A 15,811-nucleotide genomic window follows, 5' to 3' on the forward strand; every position below is an offset into this window, starting at 1 on the left:
CAGCATTATCTTTTATAAGAAGTATCAAGACGATCGAGGCGACGTAGCCACGCCTGCCACACCAGCTGGCGTTCATGTTCAACCCCCATCAGCTGCTCACAGGCATGCTGGCTTAAATGCTCAGGGATCGTATGAATGGGACTGAGCGGCGCCAGCTGTGCAGTGGCCATCTGGATCTCGCAGGCGCGGTTGAGGTAGTACATGATGTAAAACGCATCGGCGACGGTCCGACCGACCGACAGCAGGCCGTGGCTTTGCAGGATCATGGCGATGTTAACGCCGAGCGACTGCTGGATCCGTACGCGTTCATCGAGATCGAACGCTACGCCTTCATAAGGGTGGTAGCCGACGCGCCGATAAAACTCGGTGCTGATCTGGTTAAGCTGCAGCAGCCCATCTTCACAGGCGGCGACCGCCATTCCCGGCAGGGTGTGGGTGTGGATCACGCAGTGGGCGTCTTCGCGCGCCATATGCACCGCGCTGTGAATGGTAAAGCCTGCCGAGTTTGCCTGGGCGCTGCCCTCAACAACTTTGCCCTGCATGTCGACCACGATTAAGTTGCTGGCGGTCACTTCATCAAACATCATCCCGAAGGGGTTAATCAAAAAACGCGGCTCGCCGTCGCCGGGCAGGCGCACGGAGAAGTGGGTATACAGCGTATCTTCCCAGCCGAACAGCGCCGCCAGACGATAGGCGGCAGCCAACTGCTGGCGTAATTCCAGTTCAGTTGCCATTTATTGCACTCCCATAAATTCACGAATACGAGTCAGGGACGGATCGGCGACATCGTTGCGAATGCGCTGCGGCGGCATATCGCTCTGCACCACGCCGTTTTCCATCATCACTACCCGGTCAGAAATCGATAAGGCAAAGTCCATTTCGTGGGTCACGATAATCATCGTCATCCCTTCACGGGCTAGGGACTGAATGACTTTCAGCACTTCGCCAACCAGTTCAGGATCCAACGCAGATGTGGGTTCATCAAACAGCATGATGTCCGGTTTAAGCGCCAGAGCGCGGGCAATGGCGACGCGCTGCTGCTGGCCACCGGAGAGCTGGTACGGGTATTTTTCGGCGTGAGCCAGCAGACCGACGCGGTCCAGCAACCACAGCGCCTGCTCCCGGGCGACGGGACGGTCGAGCAATTTGTGGTAGAGCGGGGCGAGCATCACGTTATCCAGCACCGTACGATGGGGAAACAGGTTGAAGCCCTGGAACACCATGCCGATGCGGCGCACGCCTGCGCGCATTTGCTGTTTATCAACTATGGACGCGCCTTTCAGATAGTCCTCGCCGTAAAGAATGATTTCTCCGGCATCGATGCTTTCAAGGGCGTTAATGGTGCGAATGAGTGTGGTTTTACCGGATCCGGATGGGCCGATGATGCTGATCACCTCGCCGTTTTCGACCTTCAGGTCGATGCCTTTCAGCACGTGATGCTGGCCCCAGGATTTTTCGATGGCACGTAAATCCAGGGCCGGTGGGTTACCGCTGGTGGGCTGCATTTTCTGCGCCTGCACTGGCGGTTTCAGATTCTGGCGCAGGGTTTCGCATTCATCGTCATTGAGCGTTTGCGGGCGCTTGCGCTGAATATCGAGCAGGTTTTCCAGCGCCCGGAACAGCCAGGTAAAGACCGTGACCACCATGACGTAATAGACGGCGACTGCCAGCAGCGTCTCCATGACGAGGAAGTTCTGCGCGTACAGGCGCTGGCCAGTCAACAGCAGCTCCGGCAGTGAAATCACCGACAGAATCGAGCTGAGTTTAATAATGGTGATATATTCGTTTATCAGCGTAGGCAGCGAAATGCGAAACGCCTGCGGGATAATAATTAAGCGCTGAATACCAATAAAGCTAAAGCTTAATGCGTGCCCGGCTTCGCTTTGCCCTTTGGCGACGGAAAGCAGGCCGCCGCGATGGATCTCTGCCATATAGGCCGCTTCGGTTACCGTCATCGACACCAGCCCGGCAATAAACGGAATGCCGAGTAGCGGTTGGGTCATGGGAAATAGCTGTGGCAGGTTATAGACAAAGACCAGTAATACCATCAGCGGTACGCTGCGGAAAAACCAAATATAGAGTTCGACGGGAACCTTTAGCCAGCGCGGGCCGGAGAGCTTGGCGCAGGCTAAAAGAAAACCCAATATCAGGCCAATAAACCAGGACAATGAACTGACAACAACAACGGTGACGCAGGCTTGCCAGAATGCCCCAACGCTAAATAATGAGAAAAAGTATCCCCAATCGAACTCCATACCGACTCCCGTTTCTTTATTGTATTAATCAATGCGTTCTAAATTGTATTTCTTGATGATGGCGTCATATTTGCCGTTAGCTTTTAAGGTGGCTAACGTTGATTTAATGGCCTCGGCCAGTTCGGTGTTGCCTTTGGCCACATAAATCCCCAGCGGTAACGGATAAACCAGACGGCTGGAGCTGATTGCCAGGCGACCGCGGCTTTTCTCAACGATAATTTGCGCCGCCGGGGCGATTTCTAACTGAGCGTTGATATTTTTCGACATCAGCGCCTGGGAGGCTTCTGGCGCGGTCGGGAATTCCTGAATGCTAATCGCCGGTTTGCCGTTTTTCAGACAATACTCGTCGGAGTGGGTTTTCAAACTGGAAACCCAGGCAGTACCTGCTTGTAACCCCACCTTCACGCCGCATAATTCATCTTCTGTTTTCGGCTGAATAGCGCTGTTTTTCAGCGCAATAATTGACGCGCCGGACAACGCGTAAGGGATGGCATCCGCCTGTTTCTGCCGCTCAGGGGTCACGTACATGCCGGAAATCACCGCATCGTATTTTTTACCAATGCCTAAAATCAGGCTGGTGAACTTCGTGTCGATAAGCTGCGGTTTAGCCTTTAGCTGCTCGGCGATTAGCGCTGCAAATTCCGGGTCGATCCCCACGATATTGTTATTACTGTCGTAAGACTCAAAAGGTGGATAGGTCACCTCCATCCCGACTTTAAATACGCCATCGGTCAGCAGCTCTGCGGCCTGGGTCAGCGGGGAAAAACAAGCGGCGACGGCGATGGATAAAGCCACACGGCGCGAGAGTTTTTTTAGCGTTTTTTTCATCATTTATCCTCACGGGTTATTAACGGATTTTTGCTGTGCTTGTTTTTTCAGATGACCAAAGGTGTTGGTGCCGCGTGCGCGTTCAGGGAGCTGAAGCTCTCCGCGGGTGACTTTCTCGCGCAGGTAGCGATAGGTCTGTAACGCCTGGCTCCACATATGCTCGCCAATGCTCAGCTCCTGATATTCGCTGCCTTCTCCTGCTTCCAGGAAGCTGGGTAATGGGCGAATCAGCGTGTGATAATCGCAGGCGAAAAACAGCGGGAACGAGTAGCGTTCCTGCGGTACCTTGCGTACGCGGTGTGCTGTTGCAACAAATGTGCCAGCGCTCAGCACTTCCAGCATGTCGCCGATATTAATCACGAAAGCCTCTTCCCCGGTCGCGTTCTTCAGTGGTGGAGCGTCGATCCAGTCGCTATCTTCATTCAGCACTTCGAGGCCCGGCTGGTCGGCGAGCAGCAGGGTGAAGCACTCATAGTCGGTATGTGCACCAATACCGGGAACATCTTCGGCGCTGGCGTCAAAGGGGTAGTGGATCAGGCGCAGCTTCGAGGGCGGGCAGGTGACCATCGACTGGAAATAGCCTTCCGGCAAACCAAGGGCGAGGGCAAAGGCGTCAAACAGACGGTGGCCGAGGGCGAAAACCGCTTCATAGTAGGCCAGCACCCGGGATTTAAATTCTGGTACTTCCGGCCATTCGTTGGCTCCAATCAGCGGCGTTTTGGCGATAACGAAGGGATGGTCGGCGGCGGCCTGGAAGCCGATATCAAACGCCTCTTTATGATCCGGCTTGCCGGAACCGTAAATCTCCTCGCCTTCAGGAACATAGCCCTTATGGCTTTTGGACTGACCGATGTAGTAGGCCATCTTGCGCTCCATCGGCAAGGCGAAAAGCTGTTTTGCCGCGGCGCGGACTCCGGCGATCAGTTCTGGCGCAATGCCGTGGCCGGTGATGTAGAAAAAACCGACTTCACGGGCGGCCTGACCAATGATGTTAGCCACCGCCTGGCGCTTAGCGAGATCGTCGCAGGTCAGGTCGCTGATATCGATAGTCGGTAATTCAGTGAAAGAGCTTTTTGCGGCGGTCATTTCTACCGTTCCTTATTGAGTGAGCGAAGTGAATTCAACAAAATGCTGCTGTTCATGCTGCGCCATCCACGCGTTCAGCGACCATAAGTGGGCCACCGGAACGTTGGTAAACGGCAGATGATGCAGGTAGCCATCGGGGCCAAATTCCGGCGTCAGTGTGGTTTGCTGGTAGCCGCGCTGGCGTTGTGATTGCCAGATCTGCTGCCAGAAATTTTGTTGAAATTGCAGGGCCGACTGATATTCAGGTGCTGCCGGATGCGGCACCTGCGGGCCCTGGTCATATCCGGCGCGGGCCTGAATATGGTGGACCCGGTCGATGAACGTGCTGAAGTCATCGCAGGGGTCATCCAGCAGGCGCTCGCTCACCACAATCCAGTGGCTGATATCGGCGGTAAAGCGCAGTTGCGGTAGCTGCTGAATAATCTCCAGCGTTAGCCACGGGCTATATAGCGACGTGGCGCGATGGGTTTCGAAGCTGCAGGTCAGTTCATAATCGGCAGCCAGTTCGTGAACTTTGCCGAGAAATTCCACCTGCTGCGCCAATGGCCAGCGGTCGTTACCGGCCAGCAGGTTGACGAAGCGCGGATTAAGCGCTTTTGCTGCTGCAAAGCGTTCTTTTAACCGTTCCAGATGCTGGGTTGGCGTTTCGGCCTGGGCCGGAATGACGCCGCCGCCGCTAAACACGATGGCGATATACTGCAACGCCGACTCTTCGATGCGCCGGGCCAGCGTCTGCTGATCTTCTACTGTGAGCGGCACCCGGGCTTCAATGCCGCAGCAGCCGACGCTTTTGAGTTCGCTAACCGTTTGCTGCCATGGGGAGGTGACGCCCCATAGCGTGCGAAAGACGTTGAGCTGCATGGTTTATCCTCTATTCGTATTTCACGCCGGGGAGAACGCAGAGCATCTCGTACAGCAGGTTGGCAGCCAGCTGCGAGGTGTTACCGCTGACGTCATAAGGTGGGGAGACCTCGACCAGGTCGCAGCCAATCAAGTTCAGGCCGCGGCAGCCGCGGACAATCTCCAGCGCCTGAATTGACGTCAGACCGCCAACTTCCGGGGTGCCGGTTCCTGGCGCCCAGATCGGGTCAAGACTATCGATATCAAAACTGAGATAGACCGGGCCATCGCCCATTTGCTGACGGACTTCGGCCATCAGCGGCGTCAGGGATTTGTGCCAGCACTTCTCCGCCTGGACCAGACGAAAGCCCTGATCGACGCCCCATTGGAAGTCACCGGCGGCGTAGCCCTGAGCGCGCTGGCCAATCTGTACTACGCGCTTGAGGTCCAGCAGTCCCTCTTCGACGGCGCGTCGAAAGGTGGTGCCATGGGCGATTTTCTCGCCGAACATTTCATCGTTGGTATCGGTATGGGCATCGACATGAATCAGCCCCACTGGACCATGTTTTTTGGTCAGAGCGCGCAGAATTGGCAGCGTAATGGTGTGGTCGCCCCCCAGGGTCAGGGGAATCAGCGGGAAACTATTTAAACCGGTGTAGTAATCTTCGATGATCTGCACTGATTTAAGCAGGCTATAGGTGTTAATCGGTACGTCGCCGATATCCGCGACCGACAGCGACTCAAAAGGTGCCGCGCCGGTTGCCATGTTATAGGGACGAATCATGACCGACTCGGTGCGAATATAGCGCGGCCCGTAGCGTGTCCCGGAACGTTGGGAAGTCCCGATATCCAGTGGGATACCGACAAATGCCGCATCAAGTCCCTGTAAATCTTCGATAAATGGCAGGCGCATCATCGTTGCGCGGCCGCCAAAGCGCGGCATTTCGTTGCCACCTTGTGGTTGATGAAAGACGTTATCCATTTCAGCTCCTGAATCTGACAGACAAAACTCAACAGGAGGGATAGTGCGAAAGATGTGCTGGACTTTAAATCGTCTGCCGCAAATACTTAGTTCATTTATTCGTGAACTAAATACAATGCCTAACGACGCTACGCTTAATATTCGTCAGCTACAGGTTTTTGAGGCGGTGGCCCGTCTTGAGAGCTATAACCGCGCCCAGCAGGAGTTGGGGATTTCTGTTTCCGCGATCAGCAATGCGATGTCGCAGCTGGAGGGGCAACTTGGTTTTAGCCTGTGCCAGCGCGGGCGCGGTGGCTTTGCTCTGACCGAAAAAGGGCAGCATTTTTTACAGCAAGCGATCCGCGTGCTGAGCGAACTGAACGAGCTGGAGCGCCAGTCGGCGCTGCTGAAGGGTGAGCACAGCGGGACGATTTGTATCTCAACCCTCGACTCCATCGAAACCGAAACCGCACTATCGCTGCCGGTGGTGCTGCGCAGCTTTAGCGATAAGTTTCCTCATGTGCATATCAAACTGATTATCCGTACCCCGGCGGAACAGCTTAATGGCGTACTGAATAACCATATCGATCTCGCCATCGGTAGCTATAACTCGCGGGTGCATAACATCATCAGCGAACCGCTCTATCGCGAGCAGCACTGGCTTTACTGTAGCGACCTGCATCCGATGTTCTTTAGTCGCCAACTCGATAAAAATCTGATCAGCCAGTGTCCGCTGGTGACGCGTAGTTACTGGAACACCAGCGACCTGCGGCGGCGCGGATTCAGCAAGGGGAGCGCCACCGTTGAGACCGTTGATGCGCAGCTGCTGCTGATTTTGTCCGGAAAATATATCGGCTATCTTCCTGAGCACTACGCTTGGCCATGGATTAAAGAGAACCGTCTGCGGGTGCTGTTGCCCAATGAGTTTGGCTTTCAATCACCTTTCTCGGCGATATGCAAACGTGGGCGCAGCAATGAACCCTGGTTGAAGGAGTTCCGTAATCTCCTGAAGAAGAATACGGTGGCCAGACCGAAGTGGCGTGAGTAATGCATGGGGCTCTTTAGAAAGAGCCTGGTCTGATTTGTTTTGCGAAAAAGCCGATTTATATCAGGAATAAAAAAGACAATCCGCTATTTCGTCTTTGTCTTTAAGAAAGGTATTGGATGTAAATATCGCATTGCACCAGGATTATTCCCATCTCTTTTGTGGTTAAAAAACAATCAAATTGTGTGTTTTATCCGAATTGGTATTAAATTCGACTAACAGCATTGTCTATTGGAATTTTTTCTGCTGGAATCGATTGATATATTTTGAATTATTTTATCTAACGGATTATGAAAATGATAAGAAATAGCTTATTGATGGTGGTTTGCATTTCGGTTGGCCTGTTGCAGGGGTGCGCTAATATTAAGAAAGTGGATAGTGCACTAATAAAAAAAGATAATAGTCAAAGCGAGCAGCCCGCTCAGGTTCCTGCTTTACAGCAGTGTATCCAGGATGCGGATGCTCTGGTTAAGCTAGATAGTAAGTTTCAGAAGGACTCCAGCGAGCTGTATGGTTTGATCAGCGATGCTAAGTTTTATGCTTCTGTTTCAGGCCAAACGTCGGCCAGCGTAAAATCAACAATTACTCCGCTTTTTGAATACAAGATAAACGATAAGTGTAATAGTATTTCTCAGAAATTAATTAAAGAATTTGAAGCCCGGGCAAGAAAAGCTGAACTTAGCAATGGGCTGGCCAGATGACATACTGCAAGGGGAAACTGAATATATACGATCTTAGCACTCTGGCGATTGTATTGGCTCTCTTTACCCTTTTTTTTTCCCTCCCTGCTCATTCTGAGGGGGGAGATTTCCTTGATAGTATATCGAAACTCGAAATAAAAAATCCGTCGGCCTCAGAAGAATCAAATCCGGTTAATCAAGAGAAAGATAATCGCAGTAAAAAAGTGCCTCTGAAGCAGGAAACAGCCAGAAAGAAAATAAATCAGAATAATAAAACTGAAGCTACGATAAATGCCCTTAAGAAACAGAATGCGGAACTGAGCGCTGCGGCGAAAGCGGCTGAGAAAAAAAGGGATGAAACGACGCGTGAGCTGTCGGCACAGATCGCAGCGCTGAAAGCACAGATTACTCCACAAGACAGCGCCCATAAAACCACCCTTGACGCTTTGACGAAAAAGAATACCGAGCTGACCGCTGCCGTCGAGGCCGCGCAGAAAAAGCTGGATGACACTACCCGCACGCTGTCGGTGCAGATTGCTGCGCTAAAAACGCAGAGTGCTCTAAGAGCACAGAATGCGCAAAGTGAAAATGGACAGAAAAATACCATCAGCGCGTTGACGAAAAAGAATGCTGAGTTGAGTGTGGCCGCCGATGCGGCGCAGAAAAAGCTGGATGAGACTACCCGCACGCTGTCGGCGCAGATTGCCGCGCTGAAAACGCAGAATTCCCAGGGTGAAAGTCAGCAGAAAGTCGCTCTTGAGGCGCTGACGAAAAAGAACGCCGAGCTGACCGCCGCCGCCGAGGCTGCGCAGAAAAAGCTGGATGAGACTACCCGCACGCTGTCGGCACAGATTGCCGCGCTGAAAACGCAGAATTCACAGGGTGAAGGTCAGCAGAAAGTCGCCCTTGAGGCGCTGACGAAGAAGAACGCCGAGCTGACTGCCGCCGCCGAGGCCGCGCAGAAAAAGCTGGATGAGACTACCCGCACGCTGTCGGCACAGATTGCCGCGCTGAAAACGCAGAATTCCCAGGGTGAAAGTCAGCAGAAAGTCGCTCTTGAGGCGCTGACGAAAAAGAACGCCGAGCTGACCGCCGCCGCCGAGGCTGCGCAGAAAACGCGCGATAACACCACCCACTTGCTGTCGGCACAGATTACTGCTGCAGATACGGCGCAGAAAAAATATGATGCTTCGATACTTGCTTTAAACGAAAAAAATCAAAAATTACAGTCAACGCTTGATAGCTTATCTATAAAAGAAAAGGTTATAAATTTTGCTGATAAAAGTAATAAAAATGCCTATGCACTGGGCGTTTTCTACCTCACCCAGGCGCTATCAGATGTGAATAAAATGGCCGACAATGATGTGAAGCTGACACCCTCAGCGTTGGTTTCAGGGTTTAACGATGCTTACAATAAAAAACTTAAAATTAAAGAAGATGAAATAGAGAGTATCGTTAATACTCTTAACGGTCAAATGTCATCAAGATATGTTGATATCGAAAAAAGAATCATGGCCAAAATTAAAGGTAAGAAATATGAAATCTTACCTAATGGTGTTTATTTCGTTGTTGAGAAGAAAGGGAAGGTCCAGTACAAAGCTAACGAGTCTTTGTCTATGAATATACTGGAGAAAAAACTTGATGGTACGCCTATATTGAATACTATGAATTCAACGTTTGTGAACAACAAAGATATTGATCCTCTTATAGGCAAAGTCTTGTTATCAGGTCTCAAAGGTGGGATTGTCACGCTCTATGGTCAGGCAGGATCGCTATATAGTACTCCCCCTACCGAGATTAACCCAGACACGCTAATATCAATTACTTTTGAGTTAATTCCGTAGGTTGTTTTATAATATTCAATCTTGAAGTTGGTTTTTTCTGCAGGGCAGAGGGGCTGACCGCTATTTGGGGTCGTAGCGAAGAAAATCCTTCACCGCACCGGGTGAAGGACGATTTCATTAAAAAATGTTTACCGTGTAACCCACAATAAACTTCACATCGTTGCGATCGGTTTTATAGTTGCTATCTGTAGAGCGTAATAATGCTGGAAGGAGAGTCAAAGACAAACCCTTTGCGGGCCCTTCAGCGACCAGGTAGCGGGCGGAGAAATCTACAGACGTCATTTTCCCATGATACTGGCGTTCTCCTCGGGTTTTACTGACATCGGTGACGACATGCCAACCATAGGTGACAGCACTTGCCAGCGTTAATTCCGGTATCCGAAAGTCTGCCAGGTTGTAACTTAAGCCCATTCGGACCGCTCTGGCCCCTGAAACGTTGAAGTCCTCAAGCTGAGAAAGCGTAGGCTGATAGTCACGCTTGTCAGAGTTTGCCCACGGCGTTAAGCGGAAGTTGTAATCTCCGGTATGGGGGGCATAGTTCTGGCTGTAACCAAGAGACCACACCGTATTGTTGTGGCTCAGGTTGAAGCCGACGCCGACATAATATTCAGTGGCAGGATCGCTGATTCCGGACAGTTTCTCGTTATAACGTGCCCCCTGGTAAAACAGCTTGCTGCGCAGGGAGAAATCATTAGACAGGCTATCGTTACGCTCAAGCTGTGCCTGCCAGTTCCGCCGGTAATCTTTACCTTCGCCATAACCGACATCCAGTATCGTGTTACCCAGGTTATACACTGCGCCCACCGTGTGAATGTAATCGATGGTTTTGCCCGCTTTGATTGTCGTACCGTTGTTATCAAGTCCGGCGGCATTGTTCTGATGCCATGTGGTGGTCATCGGTTTAAAGTCGCGGCTCCAGTCGTTTTTAAAGCGATCGGCCCATGCGTAGGTGAGTTTGAAGTTATCGAGCTTCAACGCGCTGTCGAAACCGCGGAAGGCGTGCGGATTCAGTCCCCAGCTGCTCTTAATCGTCCCGGAGTTAATGGGGGTATAGCCAGCAGCGAGCTTAAAGTTTATATCCTCTTCACCCAGATTCAATTTGAGAGCAGCGACAGACACGGACATGTATGATTTCTCACACGGGCTGAACTGACCTGCCTGACCACATTGGTAGTCGTAATAAAGAATTTCTGATTGGCCAACGGTATTACCCAATTTAATATTTGCATTCCCCCAGAAATCGAACCCGATAACGTCTTTGTAGTAGCCGGAAATGTAGCTAAGAGCAACATTTCCGGTTTGGTTTTTAATACCAGCAGGCCCAAGGCCATACTTACCCGTAGTGGGATCTTTAACGGCACGGTGCCGAATATACAATGAAGTATTAATATCTAACTTACCATCATCGTAAAAAGCCTTCTCAAATAAGGAAGGTGGATCATAATCCATCTCCTCAGCAGAAAAAACATCAGGAGAAATTAAAAATAAAAACGGTGCGCACAGAGAGGCTCTGAGTTTCATTGTACTCATTATCTTTACCTTGTAAATTCTTGGTAGTAGGGAGAGGTAACTAACTTTTTATTATTTACGGTTTTTTATTAATTCAGGAATCCTTTCTCCGTATTGTTCTAGTAGACCTTCATTATGCTGGGTAGCGTTATCGATATTGCCGCTTAAAAATATCGGTAATTGGTGAGTGTCATGGCTCAAATTGGCGATGGTCTCGGCGAAAAGAGCATGAATAATAAATATTCCGGTCATCGATGAAACTGGCGCGAATGGGGTGGTATGACCAGAAAGTGAAAGCACGGCATCACCAACGGGCACATGATTATCAATGGCCAGATCTGCACAATCCCGCAGGTAGAGGCCTTCCTTATGCTTTGAGCGCTGGGTATCAGCATAAATAAAGCTAGTTATCACCAGAGTAAAAGCACCCTGTCGCTTACCCCATAATACCGCGTCAATGGGGGCCGGATTAACTCCCGATGTGGAAATAACAATTAATGCATCCTTTTCTGTTAGATCGTATTTATCAAGGAATGTTTTAACATAGTCATTCTGTTTTTCATAATATGATGAGGCAGCGGCTCCCTCATGTAGCATCAGTGGCTCGATAAATATCGGTCTGACAGGTGCAATTCCTCCTGCACGATAAAAAACATCTTCTGCAAAAATGTGGGAGTGGCCACAGCCAAAAATATAAACAATGCCACCCTGATTAATAACTTCGACTATTTTACTGGCGGCAGTAGCGATTTTTTCATTTTGTTCAAGAGCGATAGTGCTAAGTTTTTCTTGTACAACATTCAAATATTGTTGGGTTATTGTCATATCCAGTATCCTGACCATTGTGGATGATAGAGTCGGTGCAACGCTTCCATATAGAAATAGTCACCCCAGAGATTACATTCATTAATACCTTTACCTAAGGCGTAAGCGTAGACACCATGTTTCAGCAGCCCTTCACAGGTACTGTCGTTACTGGCAGATGCTCGAGTCATTAAAGCCTGCAAGAGTTGACGGGCTATCTGGTCGTAATGTCCATCAGGGAGATGCTTGTGCGCTTCTAGTAAGCCACAAATGGCGATGGCTAATGCTGAACTGTCTTTCGGCGCATCGTCCCGTCCGACAAGGATAAGATCCCAGGTTGGGACGCCATCGGCAGGGAGATGATGGAAAAAGTAATCACAGGCTTTCTGCCATAGGGCATAGTGTTGAATTTTTCCGGTTGCAGACCAGTTCAGCGGGATCCCCAGAATCGCCCAGGCTTGCCCGCGCGCCCAGCATGACTGGTCGCTGTAGCCCTGGAATGTTTTGCCATATGCGGGTTGCCCGTTGGCGGGATCAAAGTAAAACGTGTGGAACGTGGAACCGTCGGCCCGGAAAATATTGTTGATGACGGCCAGATAGTGGCGCTCTGCCACCTCACGGTAATGCTGCTTGCCGCTGATACTGGTTGCCACATGCAGTAACGGAAGATTGATCAGTGAATCAATGATCAGGCGATGTTCTTCCGGGTTTGTTAATTCGCCCCATGCCTGAATAAAACCGGCATTGTCATGAAAACGTCTAATCAGCAGGTCAGCAGCCGCAGTAATCAGCGGTTTTATCGCGTCATTAGCTGTGAGTTTCCAGTACGCGACAGCCGACAGGCTGTAGAGAAAGCCGATATCGTGATGATCGAGTACATGGTGTGCAGCCAGGCGAGCCTTGAAACTGACCATATTGCGTTCAATAACGTCGAGGTACGCCGATTTGCCGCTGAACTCCCAGGCTATCGCCTGCATCCCGGTCCAGAAACCGTTGGTCCAGTCGTTATTCTCTTTCAGCACATAGCGGTTATCCGAGGTGCAGGCAGAAGGAAACTTATCACCAAATCGTTCTGCATTTCGTGTGAGCTGATTGCCTATTGCGCTCAGCTCATCCCGGCACTGCTCGGGCGTGATCGCCGGAAAGGGTAGTAAATGCCTTTTCATAGTTGCTCTCCTAAAGCGTAAATACGCGCTCTCTATACTGTTTCATGAGAGCGTCGTTGTATTCTTTGCCACCGGGCAGATTGATGCTGCGCATCACCGGAGGCTCGATGCCTTGCTCGAGTAATATCTCAATACAGCGAATAACGACGTTATTGATAATGAATGCTGCAGAAAGCGAGGATACCGGTCCGGTCATAATCTTGCCGTTATCCAGATCCAGCGTGCAGTCACCGGCAGGGCAGCCGTTATCCAGAATGACGTCCGCATAGTCGCGAATACTTTCCGCTGTTGCTTGAGATTCAGCGTCGTGGCGGGTAATAACGATAAGCTTCAGGCCCTGCTGTTTAATTTTCCGCGCCAGCTCAACGTGTAAAGGTTTGGTCCCGGAGTTGGAAATAATGATAAAACAGTCAGCTTCGCGCAGGTCGAGTAAGTCAGCGAAGATATCGCCAATCCCTTTCAGCGAGTCAAACCAGCCCGTTGGCCCGTAGAACTGGTCGATGGCTTTGGTGTTGACCAGCCCGCCAGCACGTCCAGCCAGCTCAACCGCTGCAGCAAATGAGTGACCCGAGCCAAAACCATGGATGATACCGTTGGTTTTCACGCACTCGGCAAACAGGGCGGCTGCCTGCTCTATTTCCGCATTTTGGGTGAGCAGTACGCTATCCAGAGTGGCTAAAACATGCTGATAATATTGTTGCTGATGTGGAGACATTCCCTATCCCTTATCGTTTTTCAAAAAGGCGGTGATGCAGGTATCCGGCTCTTCCGGCGTCATTTGCGCTGTGACGGTGACGCCTTTTGTCAGGAGAGCATCGATCGCCTGGGCTTCAACTTCACTGACGCTTACCGAGCGTTTGATCTGACTGCGTCCCTCTTTGTTCGACATGTTACCGATGTTCAACTGGGTCAGCGCGATACCGCTATTCACCATTTGTAGGGCAATTTCCGGTGTTTTCAGCAGTATCAGAACGCGCTGGCCGTCGTAATTACCAGCGAGAATATTGGCGCTGGCTTTGTCAAATGACAGGATAGAGGTATTACAGCCTTCGGGAGCTGCGCTGCGAAGCAGCATTTTCTCTACATCGTTTGCTGCGACCGCATCGTCAATGATCATAATACGGTTAGCATTAAAGTGGCTCACCCAGCGGGTAGCGACCTGGCCATGGATCAGTCGATCGTCGACACGAATATGTACGATACCTTTCATGGTTATCTCCTAAGATAATTACGTTTATTTAACCGAGAATATTCAGGTTATATCCGACGATGCCGAGGGCAATCAGGATGAAAATCACCCGCGTTGAATTCATTTTTTTCAGACCCAGCAGCCAGTAGGTGAACGCCACTACCAACAAGGGAATAAGCCCCGGCATTATCTGATCGGCAATGGCCTGAAGCTTCAGAGAGACCTCTCCGTAACTGAACTCAAAGTTTAGCTTTGCCTTAACCACCGAGGGGATGAGCGCCCCGATGACGGTGAGTCCGAGAATGTTGGCCGCTCGGGTGATTCTATTCAGGCTGTTGGTCAATGAACTCAACAGATTGACACCTTCCTGATAGCCCTTATTGATGCTAAAACGCATAAACAGAAGACGAACCAGGGCAAACAGCAGCCAGAGGATCAGCCCCACCGGGTTACCCTGCAATGCAAGATAGGAGGCGACCGAGCCGATAATCGTGGTCGGAATAACAAAGAACAAAGTGTCGCCAATACCTGCCAGAGGTCCCATCAGGCCAGTCTTAATTCCGGTAATGGCATCTTTTCCCGCCAGACCCGTTTGTTCTTCGAGGGCAATATTTACCCCCAGTATTCCTGGCGCCATGGTGTTGTTGGTGTTAAAGAATTGGCTGTGAACTTTTGCCGCTTCTTTCAGCTCAGTCGGCTGCTGATACTTTTTTTCCAGGAATGGGTAGATGCTGTACAGATAGCCCAGACCCTGCATTTTTTCGTAGTTCCATCCAGACTGACCAAACAGGAACCAGCGCCAGAACACCCGTTTTAAGACTTTATTCATCACCCATTGCTCCATTTGTTGAAGGGACGGTAGATTGCGTTTCCTGTTTCTCAGCATTAAAGACGTAGATGGCAATCGCCAGACCCATCAATGCCGCGCCGAGTACCGGTATGTTGAGATACGCGGCGAGAAAGAAACCCAGGATCAGGAACGTGACATTCTTTTTGATGGGTAAATAGCGCAGAAGAATAGCGATACCCAATGCCGGCAGTACGCCGCCAGCCACTTTCAGGCCGTTCATGATGGCGTCCGGGATCCATGTCACCACGTCGTTGACAAAGGTGGCTCCGAGAATCAACGCCAGCAGGACGGGGAGCATGCGTGAGAGAGATATCGGTACCTGACCAAGCAAGTTGAGTCTTGCCGCAGCTTTTACCTGACCTGTCTCGATTAGCGCATCCGCTTTATGGTGAATAAAGGTGTTGGTGAAGCGGGCCAGAATATCCAACTGGACCATCAGCAAGCCTATCGGTACCCCAATGGTTGCCCCAAAGGCGGCGCCTTGACCGCTGATGATAGCAAACGCTGTCCCCAGTACAGCCCCGGTCATATAATCGGGAATGGAAGCGCCGCCAAAATTACCCACGCCTAATACCAGCAGGTTTAACGTGCCGCCGACAATGAGTCCCGTTGTCATGTCGCCCATAATCACCCCGGCAAAAAAACCAGCCATGCCGGGTTTCACTAAACCCAACGTGGTGTTATTACCGTCATAAATTGCTAATCCTGAATAGAGTGTCAATAATACTATCTGCCAGACCGCTATATGCTCCAT

16 protein-coding genes are annotated in these 15,811 nt (G+C 50.8%); 3 read left to right on the plus strand and 13 right to left on the minus strand.

Annotation, left to right across the window (positions count from 1 at the left end; all coding sequences use genetic code 11):
• Positions 1 to 5: 5 nt before the first annotated feature.
• From ACMYSL_RS07165 to speB, 6 genes are read right to left on the minus strand one after another with little or no spacing between them, the layout of a single operon-like run.
• Positions 6 to 734: a class II aldolase/adducin family protein gene (locus ACMYSL_RS07165; protein ID WP_434661983.1), complete on the minus strand. Its 729-nt coding sequence runs from the start codon at positions 732 to 734 to the stop codon at positions 6 to 8.
• A complete protein-coding gene (locus ACMYSL_RS07170) occupies positions 735 to 2,255 on the minus strand; it encodes an amino acid ABC transporter permease/ATP-binding protein (protein ID WP_434661984.1) in 1,521 nt (506 codons plus the stop codon).
• Positions 2,256 to 2,279: 24 nt separating this feature from the next.
• Positions 2,280 to 3,083 carry an ABC transporter substrate-binding protein gene (locus tag ACMYSL_RS07175; protein ID WP_434663976.1) on the minus strand — a complete coding sequence of 268 codons (804 nt, stop codon included), beginning with the start codon at positions 3,081 to 3,083 and terminating at the stop codon, positions 2,280 to 2,282.
• A 9-nt stretch (positions 3,084 to 3,092) separates the two neighbouring features.
• Positions 3,093 to 4,169: an isopenicillin N synthase family dioxygenase gene (locus tag ACMYSL_RS07180; protein WP_434661985.1), complete on the minus strand. Its 1,077-nt coding sequence runs from the start codon at positions 4,167 to 4,169 to the stop codon at positions 3,093 to 3,095.
• 12 nt (positions 4,170 to 4,181) lie between these two features.
• Positions 4,182 to 5,030 carry a sugar phosphate isomerase/epimerase family protein gene (locus ACMYSL_RS07185; protein ID WP_434661987.1) on the minus strand — a complete coding sequence of 283 codons (849 nt, stop codon included), beginning with the start codon at positions 5,028 to 5,030 and terminating at the stop codon, positions 4,182 to 4,184.
• A gap of 10 nt (positions 5,031 to 5,040) precedes the next feature.
• Positions 5,041 to 5,991, minus strand: a complete 951-nt coding sequence (speB, locus tag ACMYSL_RS07190) for an agmatinase (RefSeq protein ID WP_182234273.1) — start codon at positions 5,989 to 5,991, stop codon at positions 5,041 to 5,043.
• A 115-nt stretch (positions 5,992 to 6,106) separates the two neighbouring features.
• On the opposite strand from speB, the gene ACMYSL_RS07195 reads away from it, so the two are divergent.
• The 3 genes from ACMYSL_RS07195 to ACMYSL_RS07205 all read left to right on the plus strand — a co-directional run bounded on the left by ACMYSL_RS07195 (position 6,107) and on the right by ACMYSL_RS07205 (position 9,539).
• Positions 6,107 to 7,018, plus strand: a complete 912-nt coding sequence (locus tag ACMYSL_RS07195; RefSeq protein ID WP_182240497.1) for a LysR family transcriptional regulator — start codon at positions 6,107 to 6,109, stop codon at positions 7,016 to 7,018.
• A gap of 293 nt (positions 7,019 to 7,311) precedes the next feature.
• Positions 7,312 to 7,716: a hypothetical protein gene (locus tag ACMYSL_RS07200; protein WP_182234271.1), complete on the plus strand. Its 405-nt coding sequence runs from the start codon at positions 7,312 to 7,314 to the stop codon at positions 7,714 to 7,716.
• Positions 7,713 to 9,539 (plus strand): cell envelope biogenesis protein TolA, encoded by a 1,827-nt coding sequence (locus tag ACMYSL_RS07205; RefSeq protein WP_434661989.1) that lies wholly within the window; start codon positions 7,713 to 7,715, stop codon positions 9,537 to 9,539. The genes ACMYSL_RS07200 and ACMYSL_RS07205 overlap by 4 nt, the downstream gene beginning before the upstream one ends.
• A gap of 117 nt (positions 9,540 to 9,656) precedes the next feature.
• On the opposite strand, the gene ACMYSL_RS07210 is transcribed toward ACMYSL_RS07205, so the two are convergent.
• The 7 genes from ACMYSL_RS07210 to ACMYSL_RS07240 are packed head-to-tail and all read right to left on the minus strand — an operon-like array spanning position 9,657 to position 15,811.
• On the minus strand, positions 9,657 to 11,069 hold the full coding sequence (locus tag ACMYSL_RS07210; RefSeq protein ID WP_434661991.1) for an OprD family outer membrane porin: 1,413 nt from the start codon (positions 11,067 to 11,069) through the stop codon (positions 9,657 to 9,659).
• A 51-nt stretch (positions 11,070 to 11,120) separates the two neighbouring features.
• Positions 11,121 to 11,873, minus strand: coding sequence for an SIS domain-containing protein (locus tag ACMYSL_RS07215; RefSeq protein ID WP_434661993.1), 753 nt, complete (start codon positions 11,871 to 11,873; stop codon positions 11,121 to 11,123).
• Positions 11,870 to 13,018: a glycoside hydrolase family 88 protein gene (locus tag ACMYSL_RS07220; protein WP_434661994.1), complete on the minus strand. Its 1,149-nt coding sequence runs from the start codon at positions 13,016 to 13,018 to the stop codon at positions 11,870 to 11,872. The genes ACMYSL_RS07215 and ACMYSL_RS07220 overlap by 4 nt, the downstream gene beginning before the upstream one ends.
• Positions 13,019 to 13,028: 10 nt before the next feature.
• Complete coding sequence (locus ACMYSL_RS07225) at positions 13,029 to 13,733, minus strand: sugar isomerase domain-containing protein (protein WP_434661995.1); 705 nt, start codon at positions 13,731 to 13,733, stop codon at positions 13,029 to 13,031.
• A 3-nt stretch (positions 13,734 to 13,736) separates the two neighbouring features.
• Positions 13,737 to 14,228, minus strand: a complete 492-nt coding sequence (locus ACMYSL_RS07230; RefSeq protein ID WP_434661997.1) for a PTS sugar transporter subunit IIB — start codon at positions 14,226 to 14,228, stop codon at positions 13,737 to 13,739.
• Between the two features lie 28 nt (positions 14,229 to 14,256).
• Positions 14,257 to 15,036 carry a PTS system mannose/fructose/sorbose family transporter subunit IID gene (locus ACMYSL_RS07235; RefSeq protein ID WP_434661999.1) on the minus strand — a complete coding sequence of 260 codons (780 nt, stop codon included), beginning with the start codon at positions 15,034 to 15,036 and terminating at the stop codon, positions 14,257 to 14,259.
• Positions 15,029 to 15,811 (minus strand): PTS mannose/fructose/sorbose/N-acetylgalactosamine transporter subunit IIC, encoded by a 783-nt coding sequence (locus ACMYSL_RS07240; protein ID WP_434662000.1) that lies wholly within the window; start codon positions 15,809 to 15,811, stop codon positions 15,029 to 15,031. Before ACMYSL_RS07240 ends, ACMYSL_RS07235 begins: the two co-directional genes overlap by 8 nt.

Origin of the sequence: Klebsiella sp. MISC125 (assembly GCF_051131775.1) — a bacterium.
Taxonomy (GTDB): Bacteria; Pseudomonadota; Gammaproteobacteria; order Enterobacterales; family Enterobacteriaceae; genus Klebsiella.

What these genes read in the sequence shown, in the direction of transcription:
- ACMYSL_RS07170 (WP_434661984.1), bottom strand. Translation starts at nt 2,255, where the DNA reads ATGGAGTTCGATTGGGGATACTTTTTCTCATTATTTAGCGTTGGGGCA.
- ACMYSL_RS07165 (WP_434661983.1), bottom strand. Translation starts at nt 734, where the DNA reads ATGGCAACTGAACTGGAATTACGCCAGCAGTTGGCTGCCGCCTATCGT.
- ACMYSL_RS07215 (WP_434661993.1), bottom strand. Translation starts at nt 11,873, where the DNA reads ATGACAATAACCCAACAATATTTGAATGTTGTACAAGAAAAACTTAGC.
- ACMYSL_RS07240 (WP_434662000.1), bottom strand. Translation starts at nt 15,811, where the DNA reads ATGGAGCATATAGCGGTCTGGCAGATAGTATTATTGACACTCTATTCA.
- ACMYSL_RS07185 (WP_434661987.1), bottom strand. Translation starts at nt 5,030, where the DNA reads ATGCAGCTCAACGTCTTTCGCACGCTATGGGGCGTCACCTCCCCATGG.
- ACMYSL_RS07230 (WP_434661997.1), bottom strand. Translation starts at nt 14,228, where the DNA reads ATGAAAGGTATCGTACATATTCGTGTCGACGATCGACTGATCCATGGC.
- ACMYSL_RS07220 (WP_434661994.1), bottom strand. Translation starts at nt 13,018, where the DNA reads ATGAAAAGGCATTTACTACCCTTTCCGGCGATCACGCCCGAGCAGTGC.
- ACMYSL_RS07235 (WP_434661999.1), bottom strand. Translation starts at nt 15,036, where the DNA reads ATGAATAAAGTCTTAAAACGGGTGTTCTGGCGCTGGTTCCTGTTTGGT.
- ACMYSL_RS07210 (WP_434661991.1), bottom strand. Translation starts at nt 11,069, where the DNA reads ATGAGTACAATGAAACTCAGAGCCTCTCTGTGCGCACCGTTTTTATTT.
- ACMYSL_RS07200 (WP_182234271.1), top strand. Translation starts at nt 7,312, where the DNA reads ATGATAAGAAATAGCTTATTGATGGTGGTTTGCATTTCGGTTGGCCTG.
- ACMYSL_RS07175 (WP_434663976.1), bottom strand. Translation starts at nt 3,083, where the DNA reads ATGAAAAAAACGCTAAAAAAACTCTCGCGCCGTGTGGCTTTATCCATC.
- ACMYSL_RS07195 (WP_182240497.1), top strand. Translation starts at nt 6,107, where the DNA reads ATGCCTAACGACGCTACGCTTAATATTCGTCAGCTACAGGTTTTTGAG.
- ACMYSL_RS07205 (WP_434661989.1), top strand. Translation starts at nt 7,713, where the DNA reads ATGACATACTGCAAGGGGAAACTGAATATATACGATCTTAGCACTCTG.
- ACMYSL_RS07180 (WP_434661985.1), bottom strand. Translation starts at nt 4,169, where the DNA reads ATGACCGCCGCAAAAAGCTCTTTCACTGAATTACCGACTATCGATATC.
- ACMYSL_RS07225 (WP_434661995.1), bottom strand. Translation starts at nt 13,733, where the DNA reads ATGTCTCCACATCAGCAACAATATTATCAGCATGTTTTAGCCACTCTG.
- speB (WP_182234273.1), bottom strand. Translation starts at nt 5,991, where the DNA reads ATGGATAACGTCTTTCATCAACCACAAGGTGGCAACGAAATGCCGCGC.